This window comes from Paenibacillus sp. T2-29, from assembly GCF_052921365.1.
The window spans coordinates 695,227-714,449 of record NZ_JBREVE010000002.1; the positions used below are offsets into that span (position 1 = coordinate 695,227).

13 protein-coding genes are annotated in these 19,223 nt (G+C 48.0%); all 13 read right to left on the bottom strand.

The features are described from left to right. Window positions 1-234: 234 nt before the first annotated feature. The gene (locus ACU1JV_RS08760) at window positions 235-5,202 is read right to left on the bottom strand and encodes a DUF4132 domain-containing protein (protein ID WP_413985639.1); all 4,968 of its coding nucleotides are present in this window, start codon (window positions 5,200-5,202) and stop codon (window positions 235-237) included. Between the two features lie 15 nt (window positions 5,203-5,217). Then, on the bottom strand, window positions 5,218-5,637 hold the full coding sequence (locus tag ACU1JV_RS08765; RefSeq protein ID WP_413985638.1) for a hypothetical protein: 420 nt from the start codon (window positions 5,635-5,637) through the stop codon (window positions 5,218-5,220). A 346-nt stretch (window positions 5,638-5,983) separates the two neighbouring features. After that, window positions 5,984-6,841: a MetQ/NlpA family ABC transporter substrate-binding protein gene (locus ACU1JV_RS08770; RefSeq protein ID WP_413985637.1), complete on the bottom strand. Its 858-nt coding sequence runs from the start codon at window positions 6,839-6,841 to the stop codon at window positions 5,984-5,986. 142 nt (window positions 6,842-6,983) lie between these two features. Then, window positions 6,984-7,655 (bottom strand): methionine ABC transporter permease, encoded by a 672-nt coding sequence (locus ACU1JV_RS08775; protein ID WP_013369584.1) that lies wholly within the window; start codon window positions 7,653-7,655, stop codon window positions 6,984-6,986. Continuing rightward, entirely contained in the window at window positions 7,648-8,373 is a 726-nt protein-coding gene (locus ACU1JV_RS08780; RefSeq protein WP_058828989.1) for a methionine ABC transporter ATP-binding protein, read from the bottom strand. Before ACU1JV_RS08780 ends, ACU1JV_RS08775 begins: the two co-directional genes overlap by 8 nt. Before the next feature lie 137 nt (window positions 8,374-8,510). Beyond that, complete coding sequence (locus ACU1JV_RS08785) at window positions 8,511-9,302, bottom strand: energy-coupling factor transporter transmembrane component T family protein (RefSeq protein ID WP_013369582.1); 792 nt, start codon at window positions 9,300-9,302, stop codon at window positions 8,511-8,513. Beyond that, window positions 9,277-10,761, bottom strand: a complete 1,485-nt coding sequence (locus ACU1JV_RS08790; RefSeq protein WP_413985636.1) for an ABC transporter ATP-binding protein — start codon at window positions 10,759-10,761, stop codon at window positions 9,277-9,279. The genes ACU1JV_RS08785 and ACU1JV_RS08790 overlap by 26 nt, the downstream gene beginning before the upstream one ends. After that, window positions 10,761-11,357 carry an ECF transporter S component gene (locus ACU1JV_RS08795; RefSeq protein ID WP_413985635.1) on the bottom strand — a complete coding sequence of 199 codons (597 nt, stop codon included), beginning with the start codon at window positions 11,355-11,357 and terminating at the stop codon, window positions 10,761-10,763. Before ACU1JV_RS08795 ends, ACU1JV_RS08790 begins: the two co-directional genes overlap by 1 nt. Before the next feature lie 452 nt (window positions 11,358-11,809). Continuing rightward, window positions 11,810-12,607: a TatD family hydrolase gene (locus tag ACU1JV_RS08800; protein ID WP_413985634.1), complete on the bottom strand. Its 798-nt coding sequence runs from the start codon at window positions 12,605-12,607 to the stop codon at window positions 11,810-11,812. 20 nt (window positions 12,608-12,627) lie between these two features. After that, entirely contained in the window at window positions 12,628-15,237 is a 2,610-nt protein-coding gene (locus ACU1JV_RS08805; protein ID WP_413985633.1) for a polynucleotide kinase-phosphatase, read from the bottom strand. Beyond that, complete coding sequence (locus ACU1JV_RS08810; RefSeq protein WP_413985632.1) at window positions 15,234-16,673, bottom strand: 3' terminal RNA ribose 2'-O-methyltransferase Hen1; 1,440 nt, start codon at window positions 16,671-16,673, stop codon at window positions 15,234-15,236. The genes ACU1JV_RS08805 and ACU1JV_RS08810 overlap by 4 nt, the downstream gene beginning before the upstream one ends. A gap of 21 nt (window positions 16,674-16,694) precedes the next feature. Continuing rightward, on the bottom strand, window positions 16,695-17,513 hold the full coding sequence (locus ACU1JV_RS08815; RefSeq protein WP_413985631.1) for a nucleotidyltransferase domain-containing protein: 819 nt from the start codon (window positions 17,511-17,513) through the stop codon (window positions 16,695-16,697). 19 nt (window positions 17,514-17,532) lie between these two features. Beyond that, complete coding sequence (locus ACU1JV_RS08820; protein ID WP_413985630.1) at window positions 17,533-19,101, bottom strand: limonene hydroxylase; 1,569 nt, start codon at window positions 19,099-19,101, stop codon at window positions 17,533-17,535. Between the last annotated feature and the right edge of the window lie 122 nt (window positions 19,102-19,223).

The window sequence follows — 19,223 nt, forward strand, 5'->3', positions numbered from 1 at the left end:
CTGTATTCTCCTATTATCGTCAATTGTGATGTCGTAAGCTTCCCGCCAAAACACAGAGACAACCTTTTATGTATATCTCCTTGTTCGTGCTTGATTCGTACCTTGTATTAAATAACTCAACCTCCGCAGCTAAACTGAGCTTCCACCTGTATAGTCGATTGAAACCCATGTCTAAGTACGAACGTTGAGTTAATTATGATTTTCTCTATTTTTCTCTATATTACAATATCTATCCTACGCTTGAAGCTGTGCAAGAATTTGCGGATCCTTGATCTTCTGATCCTCAGCCAGCAATGCTATTTTGGATAGAATCTCGGCTGTTCTTGGATCCTCATCCAGAAATGGTAAGAAGATGCGCCCACGATGCTGCGAATGCACCGGAATAATGTGCAGTGCTCCCTTCGCTTGCTTGTAGACCCCACCGCTTCCGAGGTGGACCGCATACTCGCCAAGATTCCCATCTATACGTGCATAATTCCCATCTAAGCGTACATTGCTAATTTTCAGCAGACGAAGAGATTCCTGTACAATGACCTTACGCATTTCAACGGTCGTCAGACTAGCCTCTGGATCAACGCCGCCTACATGAGCAACACTGACAACCAAATCCACGTCCCGCATAACTTCAGAGAACAGAACAGGGGGGACCTCCTCCAAAGGCACGCTCTTATATGTTGTCCGATCAAAGAACTGCACGGTCTCCAGTGTAGGAGCCTCAGTGTCCGCTGGTGAGAACCAGTCGGCCATGGCATACAGGTTCGCAATCAGATTATCGGCATAGAACACCTTTTGGAGTCCGTCCTCATAGCTGACCGTCCATTGGCGACCTTTTAGTAGAGATACCGTTTTATTCGGCTGTACCTGGTGTCCCGCATACCGACGGGAAACTGTCGCGTTAGCACGTTCATCAGCATTCAGCAGATACAGCTCACGGAACACCTGTTTAAATGGCTGGCGTATCTGACGGTCGAATAGGTCCTTCTGGAATTCACTCCAACGACCACTTTCGTACAAATGAAGTGGATGTGCGATAATCAGCTTATCTTCTTCTCCAATAGTATGCTGTTCAGCAGAAGGAGCAGTCAACGCTAACGTATCCCCGTTAAAATATCCAAGGTGATCGCCAGCCTTGAAAACCAGTGTCCGCACCAGCGGAGCAAGCACAGGATTGCCTAGCAGTCCTCTCAATTCCTTTACCATAAAGGTCGTACCATACTCCATAGAGCGCTCCAATTCTTTGCGAGCTCTGCGATATTGGTCTACCAGATCTCCTTTAAGCTCTTTCAACGACGTAACATACTCATCCTTCTTGAAACGAGCCGGAATGGATTTCAGCGTCTTCCCTTTGCTGACAATTTCAATATCTGCTGCTCCTTCATCATCAATAACGAGTTGTATCGTTGTAGCCTCATCCAAGGCCTGAGGCTCAAAATAAGAGCGGAGATCATCCAGCTTGCGAGCTTCCATGTCCCAGACGAGACGGGTTACGTCATCATAACCTGCGTTACGTGCCAAATTCCCGAGCGCAATCCGTGAAACCAGTGCCTCACTAGCCTTACGCTGTGCCCCGAATTTTTTGCTTTGTTCCAGAAACTTCTGGATAAAATCATAACGTTCGCGGACATCTGATTCAGGCGGCTCTGCAAGTGGAATCAGACTGTAGGTCAACAAATGGTCTTTATTTCGCTTGTCTTCCACTGATTTTTCCATTTCACTCCGTTTCAGCTTACCCAGCGTTGCATCCGCAAACAACTGGGAGCGACGATGATTGGCTCCAGCCGAAATATACTTGGCACAATCGTACAGCAGATCAAATCGTTCCTCGCCCAGCGTCTCATAGGCCTCATGAAACCAGTGAATATCGAAGGCACCGTCATTAAAATCCTGCGGAGCTATCGGTGAGTAATGAGCTACAATCGTTTCTTTCTCAGCCGAAAAGCCTTCATTGATATGCGCATGGAAGTACCATGCCGCACTGCGAAGTCCTTCCCATCCGAGATAACCTGCTACAATCTCAATCCATTGCGGGGCATACATTGCCGCCTCCAGCAGGCGTTTATCTGTAATTTTAGTGTGTTTCAGCTTTTCCTTGAGCAATGCAGCATCCTCGCCATCACTTGGATAACACGCCTTGAGTAAGTGGCTGAACGATTCCTTTTTGGTAATACGATCACCGTAGCCGTACACATAACCACGCACGAACGTTTCCTTGTCGAGACCCTCCAGAATACGGATAAAATAATCCATGCCTTCAATCCGGCTCAGACCCATCACCTTTGGTGTGGCCTCGGTAGGCAAGTCGCCTCGAACCAATTCAACCTCCAGCAGTCGATCAATAACCGTACGACGTATCTCCAAAAATTCTGGTTTGCTGGAAATCCATGTATTACGGGCATTGGTTAAGGTGCTCATATGGCTTCTGCTATCACTACTGGCCAACAGCTCCCGATACACTTCACCTACACCAATCAGCCCTTTTTCATAGGCTTTGAAGTAATCCTCCAGATCCAGCGGAGAATAAAAACGATTTTCCATTCCTGGCCATTCTGCGTAGTTCACAAAGGTATGGAAAAAGCGCTTAAAGGACTCACTATCATGAATTCGTCCCTTCTCCAATGCCACCCACGGACTGGACAATAGATGAAACATTCCCATATCCTCTGCAGGTCTATCCTTAGGCATGCTCTGCATTAGTAAATTTAAGGCAAGGTCGATTACGTCAAATGTCTCGGCTCCGGCTGTGTCCATAAAATAGGCATTAATTAATGTGCTTACCTGATCAGTATAGGTCAGCTCTGCCATCCACTTTTGAACCTCGTTAATCCGCTCTAAAGGATACATTTGCTCGGCGAAGTCTTTACGCCATCCTTCCAACAGCTTGTGCTTGCTTTGTTCTGAATAGCCAAAGTTAAATGAGAAATATCGATAGTAACGATCCAACGTTCGGTCCATAGGCTCCAATCGATCATAAAAAACAAGCTCCAGCAGATCACGCGCTTCTATGCCGCTTTCCTGCAAATAACGGTCCCATTCCTCGTAAAGAGGATATAAAGACAGCCTAGAATCTACTTCTTCATCGACCTGAATCATCCGTAGAGGGCGAAGGTTCGTCCCAATAAGCAATGTATCTTTGTAGCCTGAATAATACTCCGCAGTATATTCCACATCACGATGATGATGAACCAGTTCATCCAGTCCATTCAAGAACTGCTTGAGCTTCTCCAATGGGCTAACAAAAACATCGGCCATTCGGAAATCACCCAGATCAACTTTCTCTTCCAACCAAGCTTCCTTGACATTCGGATCGTACAGGCCAAACCCGTTTGTCCCTGTATAAGCATCCTCCTGTCCCAACTTGGACAGCAGTTGCTCCTCTTTGGCGGTGGGTTGCTGAATGATATCCGCCAAAGACCGCAGGCTTTCATACTGCTCGGCACGATCAGGATCTGCATATATCTTCGTCAAAATTTCCAGGCCACCCAATCGTTGCAGTTCCGCCTTAGCACGAAGCAAGCGTTCCAAAGAGCCAGCTAGCGGCTCTTCCGATTGTGAAAGCAACACACCGATGACACTTTGTCGCAACGAGCCTGTCTTGAGCTTTAATAAGGCTTCCATTTGCTGCATTTCTGGTTCCGACAGCGTCAGCTTACGCGCCTTAGCCACAGCGAACTCACGGATACTCATACTTTTGTCAGACAAGCTGGAAAAAATAAAGTCACGCTGTACCGCATCCTCAGGATTCTGCACAAAATGATTCAATATCTCGCCGCGCAGATTAGGGCTAATCTGATCCTTTAAGGCTATAATTTCCCCAATCCAGGAAGCGTCCATATCATAACCAGCGAGATACAGCATTTTTTGAATAGCTGCATCCGAGCGGTGATACAGATTTACATAATCCAGTACCTTGGAGGGCTCGGTAGACTCTCCCTTTTTCATATGTACAAACAGGTTATGAAGTCGTTCAAAATCCTTACGACGCTCCTCTTTGCTCTCCAACAAAGGAGTGCGCGCCACTTTAACGATTCGATCCGCGACCGTCCCGCCTTCTACCCATTCATAAAAATAATCAGTTGTATAGTTCGTGAGTATCCAATAACGAAGCTCCGGATCCGTCTCATCCAGATATTCTCTAGCAATTCCGAGGCGCAGATCCTTGTTTTTAGTATTAGACAGTACATATTGTGCTACGATCTTCTGGTAAGCTGCTCCCTGCTCCATAAGTTGGCGAACCTGTCCATACAAGTCACGTTCCTCATGTACTGCTGTAGCCCACAAACTCATATACAGTTCATTAGCATTTGAGCTGGTCAGCCATTCCTGGCGCAATTCACTGCGAGTCAATGCTTCATATGCCTGCTCGATCAGTTGGCGAACGACCCGCTGATTCGCGGATTCCAAGCCCATGCCCGTCCAGACTGCAAGCGCCCGCACCACCGAACTGTAACGAATGAAGCCTTGGTCGATGATCACCTTTAACAGATAAATGAGAGCCTCTGGAGTTCCTTCATCCATTTGCTCCACAATGCTTTGGCGCAATCCCTCCTGAAGCTTGGCCGCTGCCAGCAGCTCGCCAATCATATGATAATTCTCTTCTTGATGGCTCAGCAGCATGCCTTTAATCATATTGCGCGTAAGTAGCGCCGCCTGATTATCCCCATAAATAATAGCTTTTAGCGCCTCAAGCACCTGTGAATTGCCATTGTCTAGCTCGTAAGCAATCCAATCACCAATCGTCTCCTGAATTCGGTAATCCCTGCCTGGTTCATAGTCTTTTTTCGTTAAATAATCCACTATAGAGAATCCGATACAGTCCATTCGGATCAACTGCACCATTTTTTTATAAATTCGGGAAGTATGAGCGGTAATATCCGAAGTGCGAAACGGTCTGCGCTCATATCCGGTGCTGTATGGATATTCAGTCACATGTTCTGTTAGATGTGCGAACACATTGCCAGCTGTTTGTCCAATTAGAGCACGCAGTACCTCTGCCAGTGGCTTGAACAGCCGTTCTCCGCTTTCTACCGCCCGTTCTTTCAATATTCGCTGACATTCGATAAATGACTCCTCGACCTCTTGTATGTAATGAAGCTTACCCAGTTCCACAACATACTGAGCCAACTCCTGTTGCTGTTCACCCAGTTGCGCTGCGCGCTCTTTCAGTGTGGCGAAATATTCTTGCTCATTGTTCTCCTGATGCATATTTCGTCTCCTCCTCTACCATAGGCCTCCAGCCAACATTGTGAAGCGTATAAATACAATCTCATTCCCTGCATGAAGTGACAAAGGAGCATCCAGTTCAATCGCTTCCTCATCACATACAAAAACTCTGTATAATCCATCTTCAAAGACCTGCATCGCCGTGTTCACGGCATCCTCAATATCAGGAACACCGTCATTATATATGGAACCAAATCCTACTTTGCCTATCTCGCCTTGTGCCTGAATTTCCTCTCCCGTGAGGAACGGAATCAGCGCGACACTCTCCTGCTTTTCCCGTAGTTTCTGAACATTCAGGGCAACGGTTGCAGTAATCAAATCTCGCAATGTTTCTGGAGTAGGGTTCAGCTCTATTTCGTGTCGTGCAAGTGCGGGCTTGCGCTTTCCCAAACTTTTTACAGTTACAAACAGCTTCATATCGTTTCCCTTCCTTGTTTATTCACACTTTTGGCCCGTTGTCAGCTGAATTTCTCGACCCTCATACAAACATCATTAATAAAATGAAAGACGAATGTTTGTTCGTATAATTATTTTAATATGTTCCTTATCATTACTCTATCGCCCTTAATGACCAAAATTCACAACGTTGTAACACCCCAAATCTTAAAGAATAAGACTTTGTACCCTGATTTCGATGGAATTTATCCATATTAAGGGTGAAAAAGAAAAAGACCTGCACAAGGGAGACCATCTGCTTTTCACAGACTTCACTCCATTATACAGGTCAAATATCATCAAAAATAATGTTTCAATACTTATTTATTTAAAATGCTGGAACAACGCTATCCTTGTAATTTTCCTCAAAAAATTTACGTACTTCCGGTCCGGTCATTCGTTTTGCCAGCTTTTGAATGGCATCAGAATCTGCATTATCCTTACGCGCTACCAAATTAATGGCAAAGTGCGTATCATCTTTTTCGGTAATCAGCGCGTCCTTCTTCGGTGTCAGACCGAGCGGTTTGGCATATGCGGGATACATGGCAGCCATGTCCACATCATCCAGCGACCGCGCCAGCATCAACAAATCCACTTCTCTAAACACAAACTTTTTCTTATTCTCAATAATATCAGCCTGTGTAGCATTATAGCCTACGCCTTCTTTAAGCTTGATCAAACCGTTTTGCTCCATCATTACCAAAGAACGTCCCGTATTGGCCGGATCATTGGCAATGGCAATCGTCGCACCTTCGGGCAGGTCTTTAACGTTCTTGTATTTTTTGGAGTACGCGCCATAAATGGCGTTATAAATTGGTTTTACTGCTACCAAATCAGATTTGTTGCTTTCATTATATTGTTGCATAAACGGTGCATGCTGAAAGAAGTTAGCATCCACTTCGTGGCTTGCCAATGCATTGTTCGGTTGGATATTGTCTGACAGCACGACGATTTCCAGATTGACTCCGTCCTGTTTAAGCAGTGGCTTCACGATATCCAGCACATCTGTCATCGGTGGGATTAGCGTTGCTACTTTCAAGGTTACTTCTTTTTGGGAAGCTGCTTCTTTAGTTGTTGTTTCTTGTGTAGCCTGCTTTTGACCACCGCATCCGGCAACCAGCAGCATAACGACTGCAAATAGTGTAAGTAATTTCAAGTTCGTTTTCATGTTGTTTTTCCGACTCATTCGATGATGAACCTCCAAATTAGTTGTGATTGGGAAGATGTTAATGATTACAGTATAGCCGCTCCGCTTTTGAGGCACTGTAAAGTCATTTCTCTTTCCCATAGTGAGTGGTGCAAGTGTAGCGAAAAGTTACAATTCTGCCCTATCGCTTGTCGATCCGTCGGGATATGGTGCTTCCGGTGAACTGGATCGTTTGTACGAAAATAATCATAACGACGATGGTGAACGCCATCAAGCCTGTTTCGAACCGCTGGTAACCATAGCGAATGGCAAAATCGCCTACCCCGCCGCCGCCCACAATGCCCATCACCGTGGAGTAGGAGATGAAGCTTATGGTGGACGTGGTCAAACCCAGTACTAGCCCGGAACGGGCTTCCACGTATAGAAATTTAAAAATAAGCTGGAGGGTGGATGCTCCCATAGACGTAGCGGCTTCAATCACACCCTTGGGCACCTCAAGCAATGACTGCTCCACCAGCCTCGAATAATAGGCGATGGCCACCACTGACAAGGGCACTGTAGCAGCCATCGTGCCCAGCGCCGTCCCTACGACCAGACGTGTAAATGGGATCATAAACACGACGAGCAGCAAAAACGGGAATGAGCGGATGACATTGACCACACTGTTCAGAATGGTGAAGAGCAGTCGGTTTTCATATTTTTGCCCTTTGCCGCACAAATATAAAATCGTTCCTGCCGGAAGCCCTAACAGTACAGCTGCTGCGATGGAAATCCCCACCATGATAAACGTCTCTCCGATGGCTTTCCATATCTCAGACTGATATTGCGCAATGATGCTTAGCATCTCATTCATCAGCTTCACCTGCTTTCGCTGTTGAACCTACCGCAGCGTCAGCTACACGTTGCGTTGAAAGCAGCTGTCCATCCCGCATTTCTGATACATGGGTACAAATGTTGCGTACCACGTCCATATCATGCGTGACGATTACAATGGTAACTCCCAGTTCACGGTTGATCTCCCGTAACACGCCTAGAATATCCGCAGTCGTCTGCGGATCAAGGGCTGAGGTCGGCTCATCACAAAGCAGCACCGCAGGTCGATTCGCCAGTGCTCTGGCAATCGCCACACGTTGCTTTTGGCCTCCGCTCAGTTGTGCCGGATACTGTTCTGCCTTATCCGCTAAACCGACGAATTGCAGGCATTCGCGCACGCGTTCTGCTCTCTCTTTTTTCGCGACACCTGCCAGTTCCAACGGCATTGCTACATTTCCACTTACCGTCCGATTGTGAACAAGATGATAATGCTGAAAAATCATCCCTATGGATCGCCGAGCTTCACGGAGACGTTTTTCCGGCATGCGAGTCAGATCTTCCCCGTTCACAACCACGTTTCCCTCATCCGGTCTTTCCAATACATTCATCAACCGTAGCAACGTAGATTTGCCGGCACCGCTGGCACCTATGATACCGTGAATTTCCCCCTCCTCCACTTGAAGGGACACGGATTGAACCGCATGAAATGGGCCGCTTGAGGTGGTATAATGCTTGTTTACCTGATGCAGCGTAATCATGTAACTTGGCCTCCTGATGATCCATTACTGCGGAAAATGTAATAAGCCCGCCAGCCCAGGCGGGTCTGTACGAGCCGTCAATTCCCATTGCATTAATATACCACAGAGCAGAAATCGGGCAAAGCCTTTTGCAACAATTAACGTACATCCCATACCCCTACATAAGGAAAGCAGGTACCAAGTCCCCAAGCCAGCATCAGCAGCACCACAAAATAAAAAATAAATATAATATCTACAGCCGAATAGCCGATCGCATAATAATACGTGCGCTTGGTTTCATTAGCAAAACCCTTCGCTTCCATGGCAATAGCAATGCGCTGTGCACGCCGGATACTTTGAGCGAGTAGCGGAATTGCGTACCTGCGGAGCGTGGCGTACATATTCCATTTGGACACATGCTGGTGTAAACCTCGAATACGGTGGGCATGTCTCAAAGCCTGAAATTCCTCCAGCATCATCGGCATCAACCGCATAGCTGCCAAAAAGCTGTATGCATACTTGGGAGGGAGCTTCCATTGCTGCATCAGTGAATAAAAAAGGCTCACCGGACGAGTCGTTAAACCAAACAGCAACCCTGCCGCGGCCATACTCAGTGCACGAAAGCCCAGATGCATGCCTCGGAAAAAGCTTTCCTGCGTAATATGGATCAGGCCCCATGTCCACCAGGTCGTCACTCCTTTGCCAAACATCATCATGCCTGTTGAGGTTGAAATAAACACCAATATAAAGGGAGATCCGTACAGGAGCAGCCGCTTCCATGGATGGCCTGACCAGACAAGCAACAGCAGCATAGCACATGCAACATTAAACATAACGTTCGGATCATGGATGACTATAACGATCACAAACAGCAGGGAAAACATCACGAGCTTTAGGCCCGGGTTTACACGATGCAGCCATGTTTCATGATGAGGAAAGGACAGGCTCATACTGTAGTTCCCCTTTCTGAATCCGCCATACATCGGTACAATATCGACGGACAATTTCCGGGTCATGCGTAACCATCACAATGGCCGTGCCTGCCGCTCTCAGCTGCTCCAACATATCCAGCATGACAAAGGTATTACGCGCATCCTGCCCAAAAGTCGGTTCGTCCAGCAGCAGCACTTCCGGCTCACGGATCATAGCGGTAGCAATACTCAACCGCCTTTTTTGGCCCAACGAAAGCTGATACGGATGGCGTTCATCCAGCCGTTCCAGTCCGAACTGTATAAGCATTCGATCCACTCTTTCCCTACGCTGTTCAGCTGTAAACAGGCTCTTGGGTAACGAATATTCCAGTTCCCTTCGTACGGTGTTCGCTACAAATTGCAGCTCTGGATTTTGAAATGCAAACCCAATACGCTCAGCCAGTTGCTCCGTATTGCCTGCCTCAGCTCCGCACAAGCAATAACGACCCTGCGTGTGAAGTAAACGCATCATAGAGAGCAGAAGCGAGCTTTTGCCAGCCCCGTTTTCACCGACCACGCCAATCCAGTCGCCAGGCTGCACCTGTGCTTGCTCCACATAAATGACTGAGCTCAAACCCCGGAGTCCGCTAAAATGTTCTAGCTCCAGCAAATCCGTTGTAGGTGCTGAGGTGGACGGACTATCCGTATGCCCTCCATCTTTCTGCTGCGTCACAGACTCTCTCCAACGCGGCGAAGACGATTCATCCCATATCCCCGGATACCACACGCCATACTCGGATAATGCCTGCCGATGCACATGAAACACTTCTTCCGCCCTTCCGTCCGCAATCATTTCTCCTTGATCAGAAAGCACCACAATCCGATCCACATCCTGGACAATTTCATTGATTTTATGCTCTACAATCACCAGCGTCTGGTCTGCCGAAATGTTGCGAATGGTATCCCACACCTGTGTCGTGCCCTCCTCGTCCAACAAAGCTGTCGGCTCATCCAGAAAAAGCACTTCCGGCTCCATAGCCAGCACAGATGCAATCGCCAGCCGCTGTTTCATTCCCTGTGACATGCTGGCAATGGGCAAGTGTATATCATCCGTCGATAGACCAACCTGCATTAGCAGCTCGCGAATACGGGATGGCATCTGCTCCCTTGGAACCTGTTTATTCTCCAACACAAAAGCCAATTCCTCGTCTACATACGACATACAAAACTGCGTGTCAGGATCTTGAAATACAATACCAGAGAGACTCGGGATCACAGCAGCATCGTATTTCATAGGCACTTCTATCGTGCGTGGAATCAGTCCGCTCAGCACCTGAAGCAGCGTTGATTTGCCGCATCCGCTTGGACCCAGCAGCAGTAGCTTTTCCCCTTTGCGGACAGATAAGGACATATTGTGGAAAAGCAGCTCTTGCTCACCGGGAAATTTCAAACGAAGACGGGTGATCGAAGCCACCATATCTTCGTTGGCCGCGCTCATCAATCCAGCCCCTTATAATCTTGTTCCGTTGCCGGTCTCAAACTTCGCGTAACTCCGGTTACCTCCAGCGCCTTAGCCAGATAGAAAGCGAATACCCCAGCAATCACAATACTGCCAATCATCCGAAATCCAATATACAAAACATAGTTCCAGGTCGATAGCTGATCAATATACCCATAGCTGAAGTCTAAAATCAAAGAAGTGACAGCCGCCCCTGCCGCAGCTAATGAAGCGACCCACAGGTTTGCGTTCCGATACAGAAAAGCCGCAAAGAACAGCTCCGCTCCCAAGCCTTGCAGCAGACCATAGTACAAGGTGGACATGCCCCATTCGCTTCCCAAAAAAGCACTGACTGTGGCCGCGGCCACTTCTGCCAAAATCGCAACTCCCGGCTTGCGAATGATAAGATAAGCGAACGTGCCAGCCATAAACCACATCCCATACATCAGTTGCTCAGCGTGTAGACCGAATGGTTTCATTAAATCATAGGCAGGTCCCCATATTTTGTAGACCAGCCCAAACACCACGGAAATTACAATCGTGACCAAAATATCAGTCAGCTTCAGCCCTTTGGACGCTCTTACATTCGTACTCATTGTTGATACGCTCCTCTTTTTCTTTAAAATAGGTCATCTGGCATAAAAAAAGCCTGTCCGGAGCTGAATCTCCAGGCAAGCTTTATGCGCAGTCATAAAATGATCACCATACATTATCAGTTGTCGACATATCTCATATAGCACAGCAGTCTACTGTACTGAACCCAAGCCAAAGTCAGGTACAGAACAAGACACGCTTGTCCGCCTGCAACTTTTTACAGACTGTAGCTCATTAACTTGATATTTGATATGAAACGTATCCATCGACTAGCCGCCGCTAATAGGCGGTATTCTGTTTCTTGTATAGTGTTCTAGGTTTCTCTACGCTGGCATTACCCAGATCAGATTTCACGGTCGGTGGCTAGGGCCACCCTCTCAGCCTGACTATCTCAAGCTCCCGACAATGCTTTTAATTCACTATAATATATACCACATCCAAGGCTTTGACAATCCTATAATCCGAAGAAACGTTTGGCCGTTTCCGTCGTCGCAATTTCGATCTCCATCATGCTACGGCCTGTGCACTCGGCAATCGCAGTGGCGATGTGTGCGAGATACATTGGCTCATTACGCCCTTCTTTGGGCTTCACGGGCAAATTACGCGGGGTCAAAAATGGAGCGTCCGTTTCAATCATCAACCGGTCGAGCGGAATATTCCTCACCAACTCACGCAGATGCTTGCCGCGCCGTTCATCACAGATCCAGCCCGTAATACCGATATACAGTCCCATCTCCACATACGTATGCAATTCCTGTGCAGTACCGGTAAAACAATGCACCACCGCTTTATCAACAAGCCCCTGATGCTCTCGCAACATAGCGACAAAGTCCTCATGCGCATCTCGTTCATGCAGGAATAAAGGCATATGCAGCTCCCCCGCCAGTTGAATCTGCTCTCCAAACCATCGGCGCTGTACATCACGCGGAGAAAAATCACGGTTATAGTCCAACCCGCATTCTCCTATGGATACGACCTGCGGCTGAATCGCGAGTTGGCGGAGCTGTTGAATCGTATCTGTGCTGCAACTTTTGGCATCATGGGGATGCACGCCAGCTGTAGCATACAGCTGACCAGGATAACGCGCTGCATACTGAGCAGCCTCTCGACTACTGCGAACACTGGTTCCAGTAATAATCAACGGTGTAATCTCTACAGCCGCTGCTCTCTCGACCACCTGTTCCCGATCTGCATGAAACGAACGGTGCATCAAGTTCACACCAATATCAATCAACGGTGTACTCCTATCCATCTCAATCCCTCCTTCGCAAACTACAATCTCGGATCAATCGGCTCCGATTCCAGAGATAGCGCGGCAAGGACGCATTCATGAATACGCTCCACCGTATCCTTCTGGACAAAACGTTCCACGCCCTCCATGCCAAGCGCTCCTTCCATCAAGGCATGACGCTCCTTTTTGTTCGTTCGACGCTGCTTCAAACGTTTTAAATTCTCAGGGACAAGATAATCCATACCGTAAATGATGTGCAAGTACTTCCGGCCTCTCACCTTGATTGCAGGCTGAATCATCTTGTCCCGATTTTTCATCAAAAAGCGTTCCGGCTTGATCACAATGCCCTCATGACCATCCTCTGTCATCTCATTCCACCAGCGAATGACCTCTTCCTCGCTTGTTTCATCCGTGATGACACGATACTCTGTCTCCATAAACAGAGAGGACAGTCCTGCCAGCTCCCGGTTGTGCTTCATATGCCAAATATGAGATTGGTCAAAAAACGTCTGTCTGCTGTGGGCCAGTGTATGAAACGGTGCAATACGAATTTCATCCAGACCGTCCACATCCCAGCAATATTTTTGAAAAGCCTCTTGGAACGTTACGGCATTGCCATATTTCCGTTCCATTTCCTCCAGCCAGTCTCCAACCTCTCGGCCTGCAACCTTCGCCTGCTCCAGCTTGTCTACCAGCTTACTGCGATCCAGCAGAGCTGCTTCACCCACATGCGCATACTGTGCAGCAATCAGTTCCCGAGCCTTGAGATTCCACGGTACAATTTCCGCATCCAGCAACACAAAATCCGTCTGGTTCTGTTCAAAATATCCGGCATCCACTAGATCCGCATTCAGCTTCTCCAGCACCTGCTTCCCAAAGCCTGACTCAAAGAAGGGTCGTCCGCTTCGGGTGTAGATCGTGCCCAATGTCGGGTAGCCTACATATTCAACAGCAGCCAGTTCGTTTTTGAATAATAGCAAAATCGCCCGACTACCCATATGCTTTTTCTCCGCTACCATCGTTTGTACGCCTTGACTGCGATAATAAGCTAGCGCTTCACGCGGATGCTCCAGATAACCTTCCTCTCCGGAAACCTTGGGGGCAGGACTCATCGTGGGCGGAATGTACACCAGTTCCTCCATCGGTACCGTCACATGTGACACGGTATCTATAGCGGTTTTGACCGATTCTCCTTGTACGCGCACTTCGCCATACGATTCCGTCAGCACACTGTAACCAGCGATGAGCTTACGTAAATTCGGCGGGGAAAACCGTTTTCTCTGCCACCGGACAAGTGGGCTATCGGGATCATTCGCATAATTCTCATGAGCCGGAACGCTGACAAATTCCTTTTCCGGATAACGATAAGCGGTCAGCATACCACCAAATACCACACCTTGATCAATATTCACCGTCTGATTGACAAGGGTAGGCTGCGGTCTCGGATCATGTCCCCATACTACTATTTCTCCCGATTCATGGTCTACGAACCAATCTTTGCGGATTGGTTTTCCGTCTGCATCCTGACCTTCCGTATCTCCATAACGACAGTAATCAGAAATACGCGCCGACTGTTTGCCAATAAAATGATCCTTGATCCCCGCATGAGTCACAACTACGTGCCGCAACCCGTTTCTGCCGAAAATAAGATGAGAGGGTGCATGTAGTAGAAAATCCCTCAGCTCGCCTCTAAGTTGTTCCGCTGCAACCTTGCCCGCTTTTTGTTCATATTGAACCATTTCCTCTGCGAATCGTTCATCTCCATGATTGAGAGTTACCTTTCTTCCATCAAGGTAACGACCGATTTTCCAGCCATGATTGCTGTCAATCATGTAGGCGAGTCCAGCGTCCACGTGCTTTTTCCAGAACTGCACTGCTAATAACGATTCTGGGCCACGGCTCATCACATCTCCGACAGACACCAGTCTTCTGCCTTCTGGATGATGGTATAGTCCTTCCGTATCTTCCATATATCCGAGCCGCTCTATCACTTCCAGCATCTCACGGTAGCACCCGTGAATGTCACCAATGATATCAATGCCTGCACCCATATCATGAAACAGCGGCTGAGCACAACGGGCAAAGTTAACCTTTTCTACATCCTTGAGGACATAGCAAGCGTTAAAACCTTCTTCCCGGATACCGCGCAGGTTCCGCTTTAACAGCTGCGTCTGCTGCTTGACCCGTTGGCGGCCACGCGGATGCGCCCGGCCTGAATCACGTTCCAGTAGCACAGATTCGGGTACATCCAGCACCAAAGCCATCACAGGTACATGTGCCTTGGTTGCCAGCTGTACATATTTCTGGCGGTCCTCAGCATACAGATGGGTGGCATCCACAACTGTCAGCTTATTCAGACGACAGCGCATAGCCAGAATGGTATCCATCGCCTCAAACGCCTTGGCTGACATCTGCTGATACTCATAAAACAGCACGTCCGATTCCAGCCTTGGAAGTCCGCGCCAGTCAATAAATTCCGTATCTCCGACCAGCTGGCGAAAATGATCCGAGGATACCACTTCCGTTTCCAGTAGAACCCCTTCGCTCACCAGCCTGTCCAGTAAAGTGGTTTTACCACTATTCGAGGCCCCTACCAATACAACCAGTCCAGCATGCGGTAAATCAATCGTTCGTTCGGATGAAATGCTCATGAATTCTTCGGCTCCTTTCTGCGCGTAAATACAGCCATTTGGGTCGGTTGTCCAAAGCCTTCGACCTCTTCTCCGATCCCTTCCAGCGCTAATGAATAAGGAGCTTCCTCAATCCATTGCTCGCATCGTTCACGAAACTCACTTCTGCTCCATTCAAATCGGTGATCGCCATGCCGCAGCTCTTGCTGATCCATACGATACACTTCGTTATATTCGCGATTGGGAGTCGTCACGATCAGCACACCCGGCTGATATTCTGTCACAATCGTATTCATCACCCGGTTCAGACGATGCTCATCCACGTGCTCAATGACTTCACACAGGATCATCACATCTTTCCCTCGCAATTGTTCATCATAATAAAAGAGAGAGCCTATCATAGGTGTAGGGCGAATTGCGTCGGCATGCCTTTCCAGCTTGGCAAAACGCTCCACAGCCCTCACCTGTGCATAAGCAGACGGCTCCACCGCCCAAATCTCTTCAATGCCCTTCATTCGGGCCAAGCGAGCCGAAAGCTTCCCTTCCCCTGAACCAAAATCTACGATTTTCTGTCTTCGGGGCAGCTTGCGAATCACATCCATAATGGCTTGATACCGCAGCTCATTGAGCCGTACAGTAGGCTGTTGCGTCCCTTCCTCCAGTGACTGTTCTTGCTGCTGATCCTGTTCGTGATTATGCTTTTGTTCTTGGATCGCATGTTTTTCAGTCCGTGTAGCAGCAGAATCAGATTGCTCAAATTGCTCAATCAGATTGGTAAAATGAAGTGTGCGTCGAATGATGAGCTCGCGTAGCGGATGCGCTGACAACCAGCCTTCACCGTAACGTCTCAGCTTATCAAACTCTTCTTCGCTAATATAGTAGTGCTTATAATTATCCAACACTGGAATCAACAGCAATAACTGACGCAGCGCATATTGCACCGTCTGATGACCACTTAGCGTGACATATCTGACGGTGCTTCGATTTTTCAGCTGAAAAGAATAATCCGCTTCCCCTCGTTCTATGGTCACTTGATAGCCCAGCGGCGCAAATAGTCCCTCCACCACAGCATCTGGCAAATCCGACGCAACAGGCCCAAACGATAACTCCAATGCAAAAGGATGCTTCACCCATGCTGCATAGTCTTCCTTGGGTTTGCCGTTCAGGGCCGTGCCAAGCGCGCCGCGAATATAGGTACAGAACAAGCTACTGGTTACAAACTCCCGGTCATTAATATACTGTGTAATATCATAGCTATCTGGACTGTTTTTGACCAAATCTATCGAATCTGGCGAAGCCTGAATGACGATTTCTGCCTCTTCCTCGGTAAACACGGTGTACACCATGCGTACACGCGCACCCTTTTCCGTGCGATCATACGTATTATAGGGATTTTTGGCAAGCAAATGCGAAATCATCCCGGCATTATTTCCGGTTGCTTTTAGCGTGATATGCATACTCTACTTCTCCCTCCCAACTTATGTTTTCCATACTTCATTCACCGCAGCGCGGAACATATCATCCAACTGCTGATCCCGTCCGCCCTCCATATGCTGAAGCAAAGGCGCCTTCTGTTCAAAGTAAGCCATTTGCTGCTCGATAAAATCATTCACCACCGATAGCTGTGGCTCCACATCCAGCTCCTCGCCCGCTTTTTTACGTTCCAGCAAATGTTCGATCACCTGATAAAGTTCGGTATCAGCCGGAATGAATTCCTCCAGCAAGTCTACGAATTCCATCGGTGGCATGCTGTTGTATCGTTCAATCCAGCCACAGGCCAGCAGCGGGCGCAGCACGTAAAAATACTTTTTAATCTTCACCTGTTCACCTTGCAAATAATCCCGATAATTTCCCCGCGCCATATTCAGATAATGGTACATACAGGACTTCGGAGAGAAGGTTAACGGCGAGATCGCACGAATCTGATCAGCCACTGAATACTGCTCCAGATAGGGAATCGGAGATTGCAGCCATTCCAGCAAAGGCGGATTGGATTTGCGAAACAAATTGAGCGCCTTTTTCAAATCCCAGCCGTTTATATCCAGCAAATCGCTGATTGGCCGTTCAATCACATCCCGCTTATCAAAAATAGATAAATACCATTCTATGGGTCTTACATAGATAAATCGTACATCATAGTCACTGTCCTGTGAAGGAAACCCCCATGCCCGACTGCCTGATTCACAGGCGTATACAATGCGCACCTGTTCCTCCTGCTCCAACGCCCGCAGCTCACGCAAAATCGTTTCGCGCATTTCCGGTTGAATGAAACCCTGCCCATGCTTCACATCTGTCATGTTGTTCCCTCCCTTATCATTAAAGTAATTCCCGAATCTGTTCTCTAATCGACTCCTCCGTTTCAGCTACCGATAAGCGGCGAAGACGCTCTGTCGTTTCCTCACCCCACATCTCAGAAGGCCATTCCTTGAGTACATGAAGCGCTGCATGACGATTGGAGGTCACCGGACTCCAGAGTCCGGCAGCAACTAGCTCTTGCCCCATTCCTTCGTAAGAAGACAATAGCTGAAGCAAAATACCCAGACACTGATGCGCTTCATACTCCGGTCCAAAGCCTGGCACATCAGCAGGACCAGAAGCAATCTCTTCCAGAGGCAAGCGCTTTTCTGCAAAAGCCGCCAGCTTACGAGCCCGTTGTTCATCCTCTGTCCTGATGAGTTCAAAGTACAGATTAGGCTTGACTGGGTATTGGCTTAATTGATCAAATAGCACGGGCCATACATCTAGTGCTAGCATTCGAGCTACACGAATGGCATAGTGGAGATGCGGTGAATTTGCATGCTGTAGCTCCTGTTCTACCGGCTTTACCCACTGTGGATCGTCCATCGTCTGCTGGCATATCGACGCGTAACGTTTACGCAATTCCGGCGTCCATTCATGCTCATAACGTGCCTCCCATGAATCGTCTTCTTCACCCAGAAAATCCGCAATATCCATGATGATCGTAAAATGCTTCACAGTCGTACACATGGCCTTAGCATGGCGAAGGTAGTTGCCTATGACCATAGCGGCATGCTCATAATCATCTATACTTTCCGCAGGTCCGCCTACTGCCAGCAAAGCTGATAGAATATCACCCGCCCCGTCAAACAACTCCTGATCAATGTGCGGTACAGCGATGGCTGTATGCAGTTCGCCTTTATGAGCGCACTCATAAGCAAGATACTCATACATGACATTGTTGCGGAATCCTTCCCGTAATAACCAATCACGTATTTCCTGCCGTGTCGGCTCCAGCCGTTCTACTACGTGAATACGTCCCCAGCCATGTACCTGTGATGCTAACCTATACAACTGCTCGTTGGCCTGCTCCGAAATATTACGGATAGCTACAGCCGCATATAGCGTGAATTCATCATGCTTGGCTAGTGTTAAAATAAGCTCGTGGTGCTGATCCGTCTCCAGCAATCCAAGCAATGCAATGCCAAACTTCACCACATTACGATGTGCTCCGTGTTCAGCCAGCCAACGTGCTTCCTCATACAATCGATCCGGCTGAATTGCTGGATGCTCCCGCACCGCATCTAGCAGCGGATCAATCAGGCTGAGTGCATTTTCCTCCATCAAGCGTACATACGTCTCACGTCTCGTTTTCATCCCTGGCTTCCGGCATTGTCTGGACAACAACTGCGCCAGATCCTTAATTTTGTCAGTCTCTCCATCTCCGCCAGCGCCGTGATGCCCAAACGCTCCATCCAGCCCTCCTGCCACCCAACGCATCTTGTGACCTGCCCAGTATTCTTCATCATCTGGCAAATGATCATCCGTAAGCCTACCCTGAGGGTCCAGTCCCTGCTTAATCGTTTCATAAATCGAAAGCTTACCTACCCATGGATATAACACTTCATTTTTGAATCGTCCAAACATGTTGCATCACCCTTCCGTTATGTATTGCTTCTTACTTATCGTGCTACCTTATATCCCTATAATCCTTTATTTTGGAAGTCATGAACATGGTGAAAGTATTACAAAGATGAATAAATTACCTT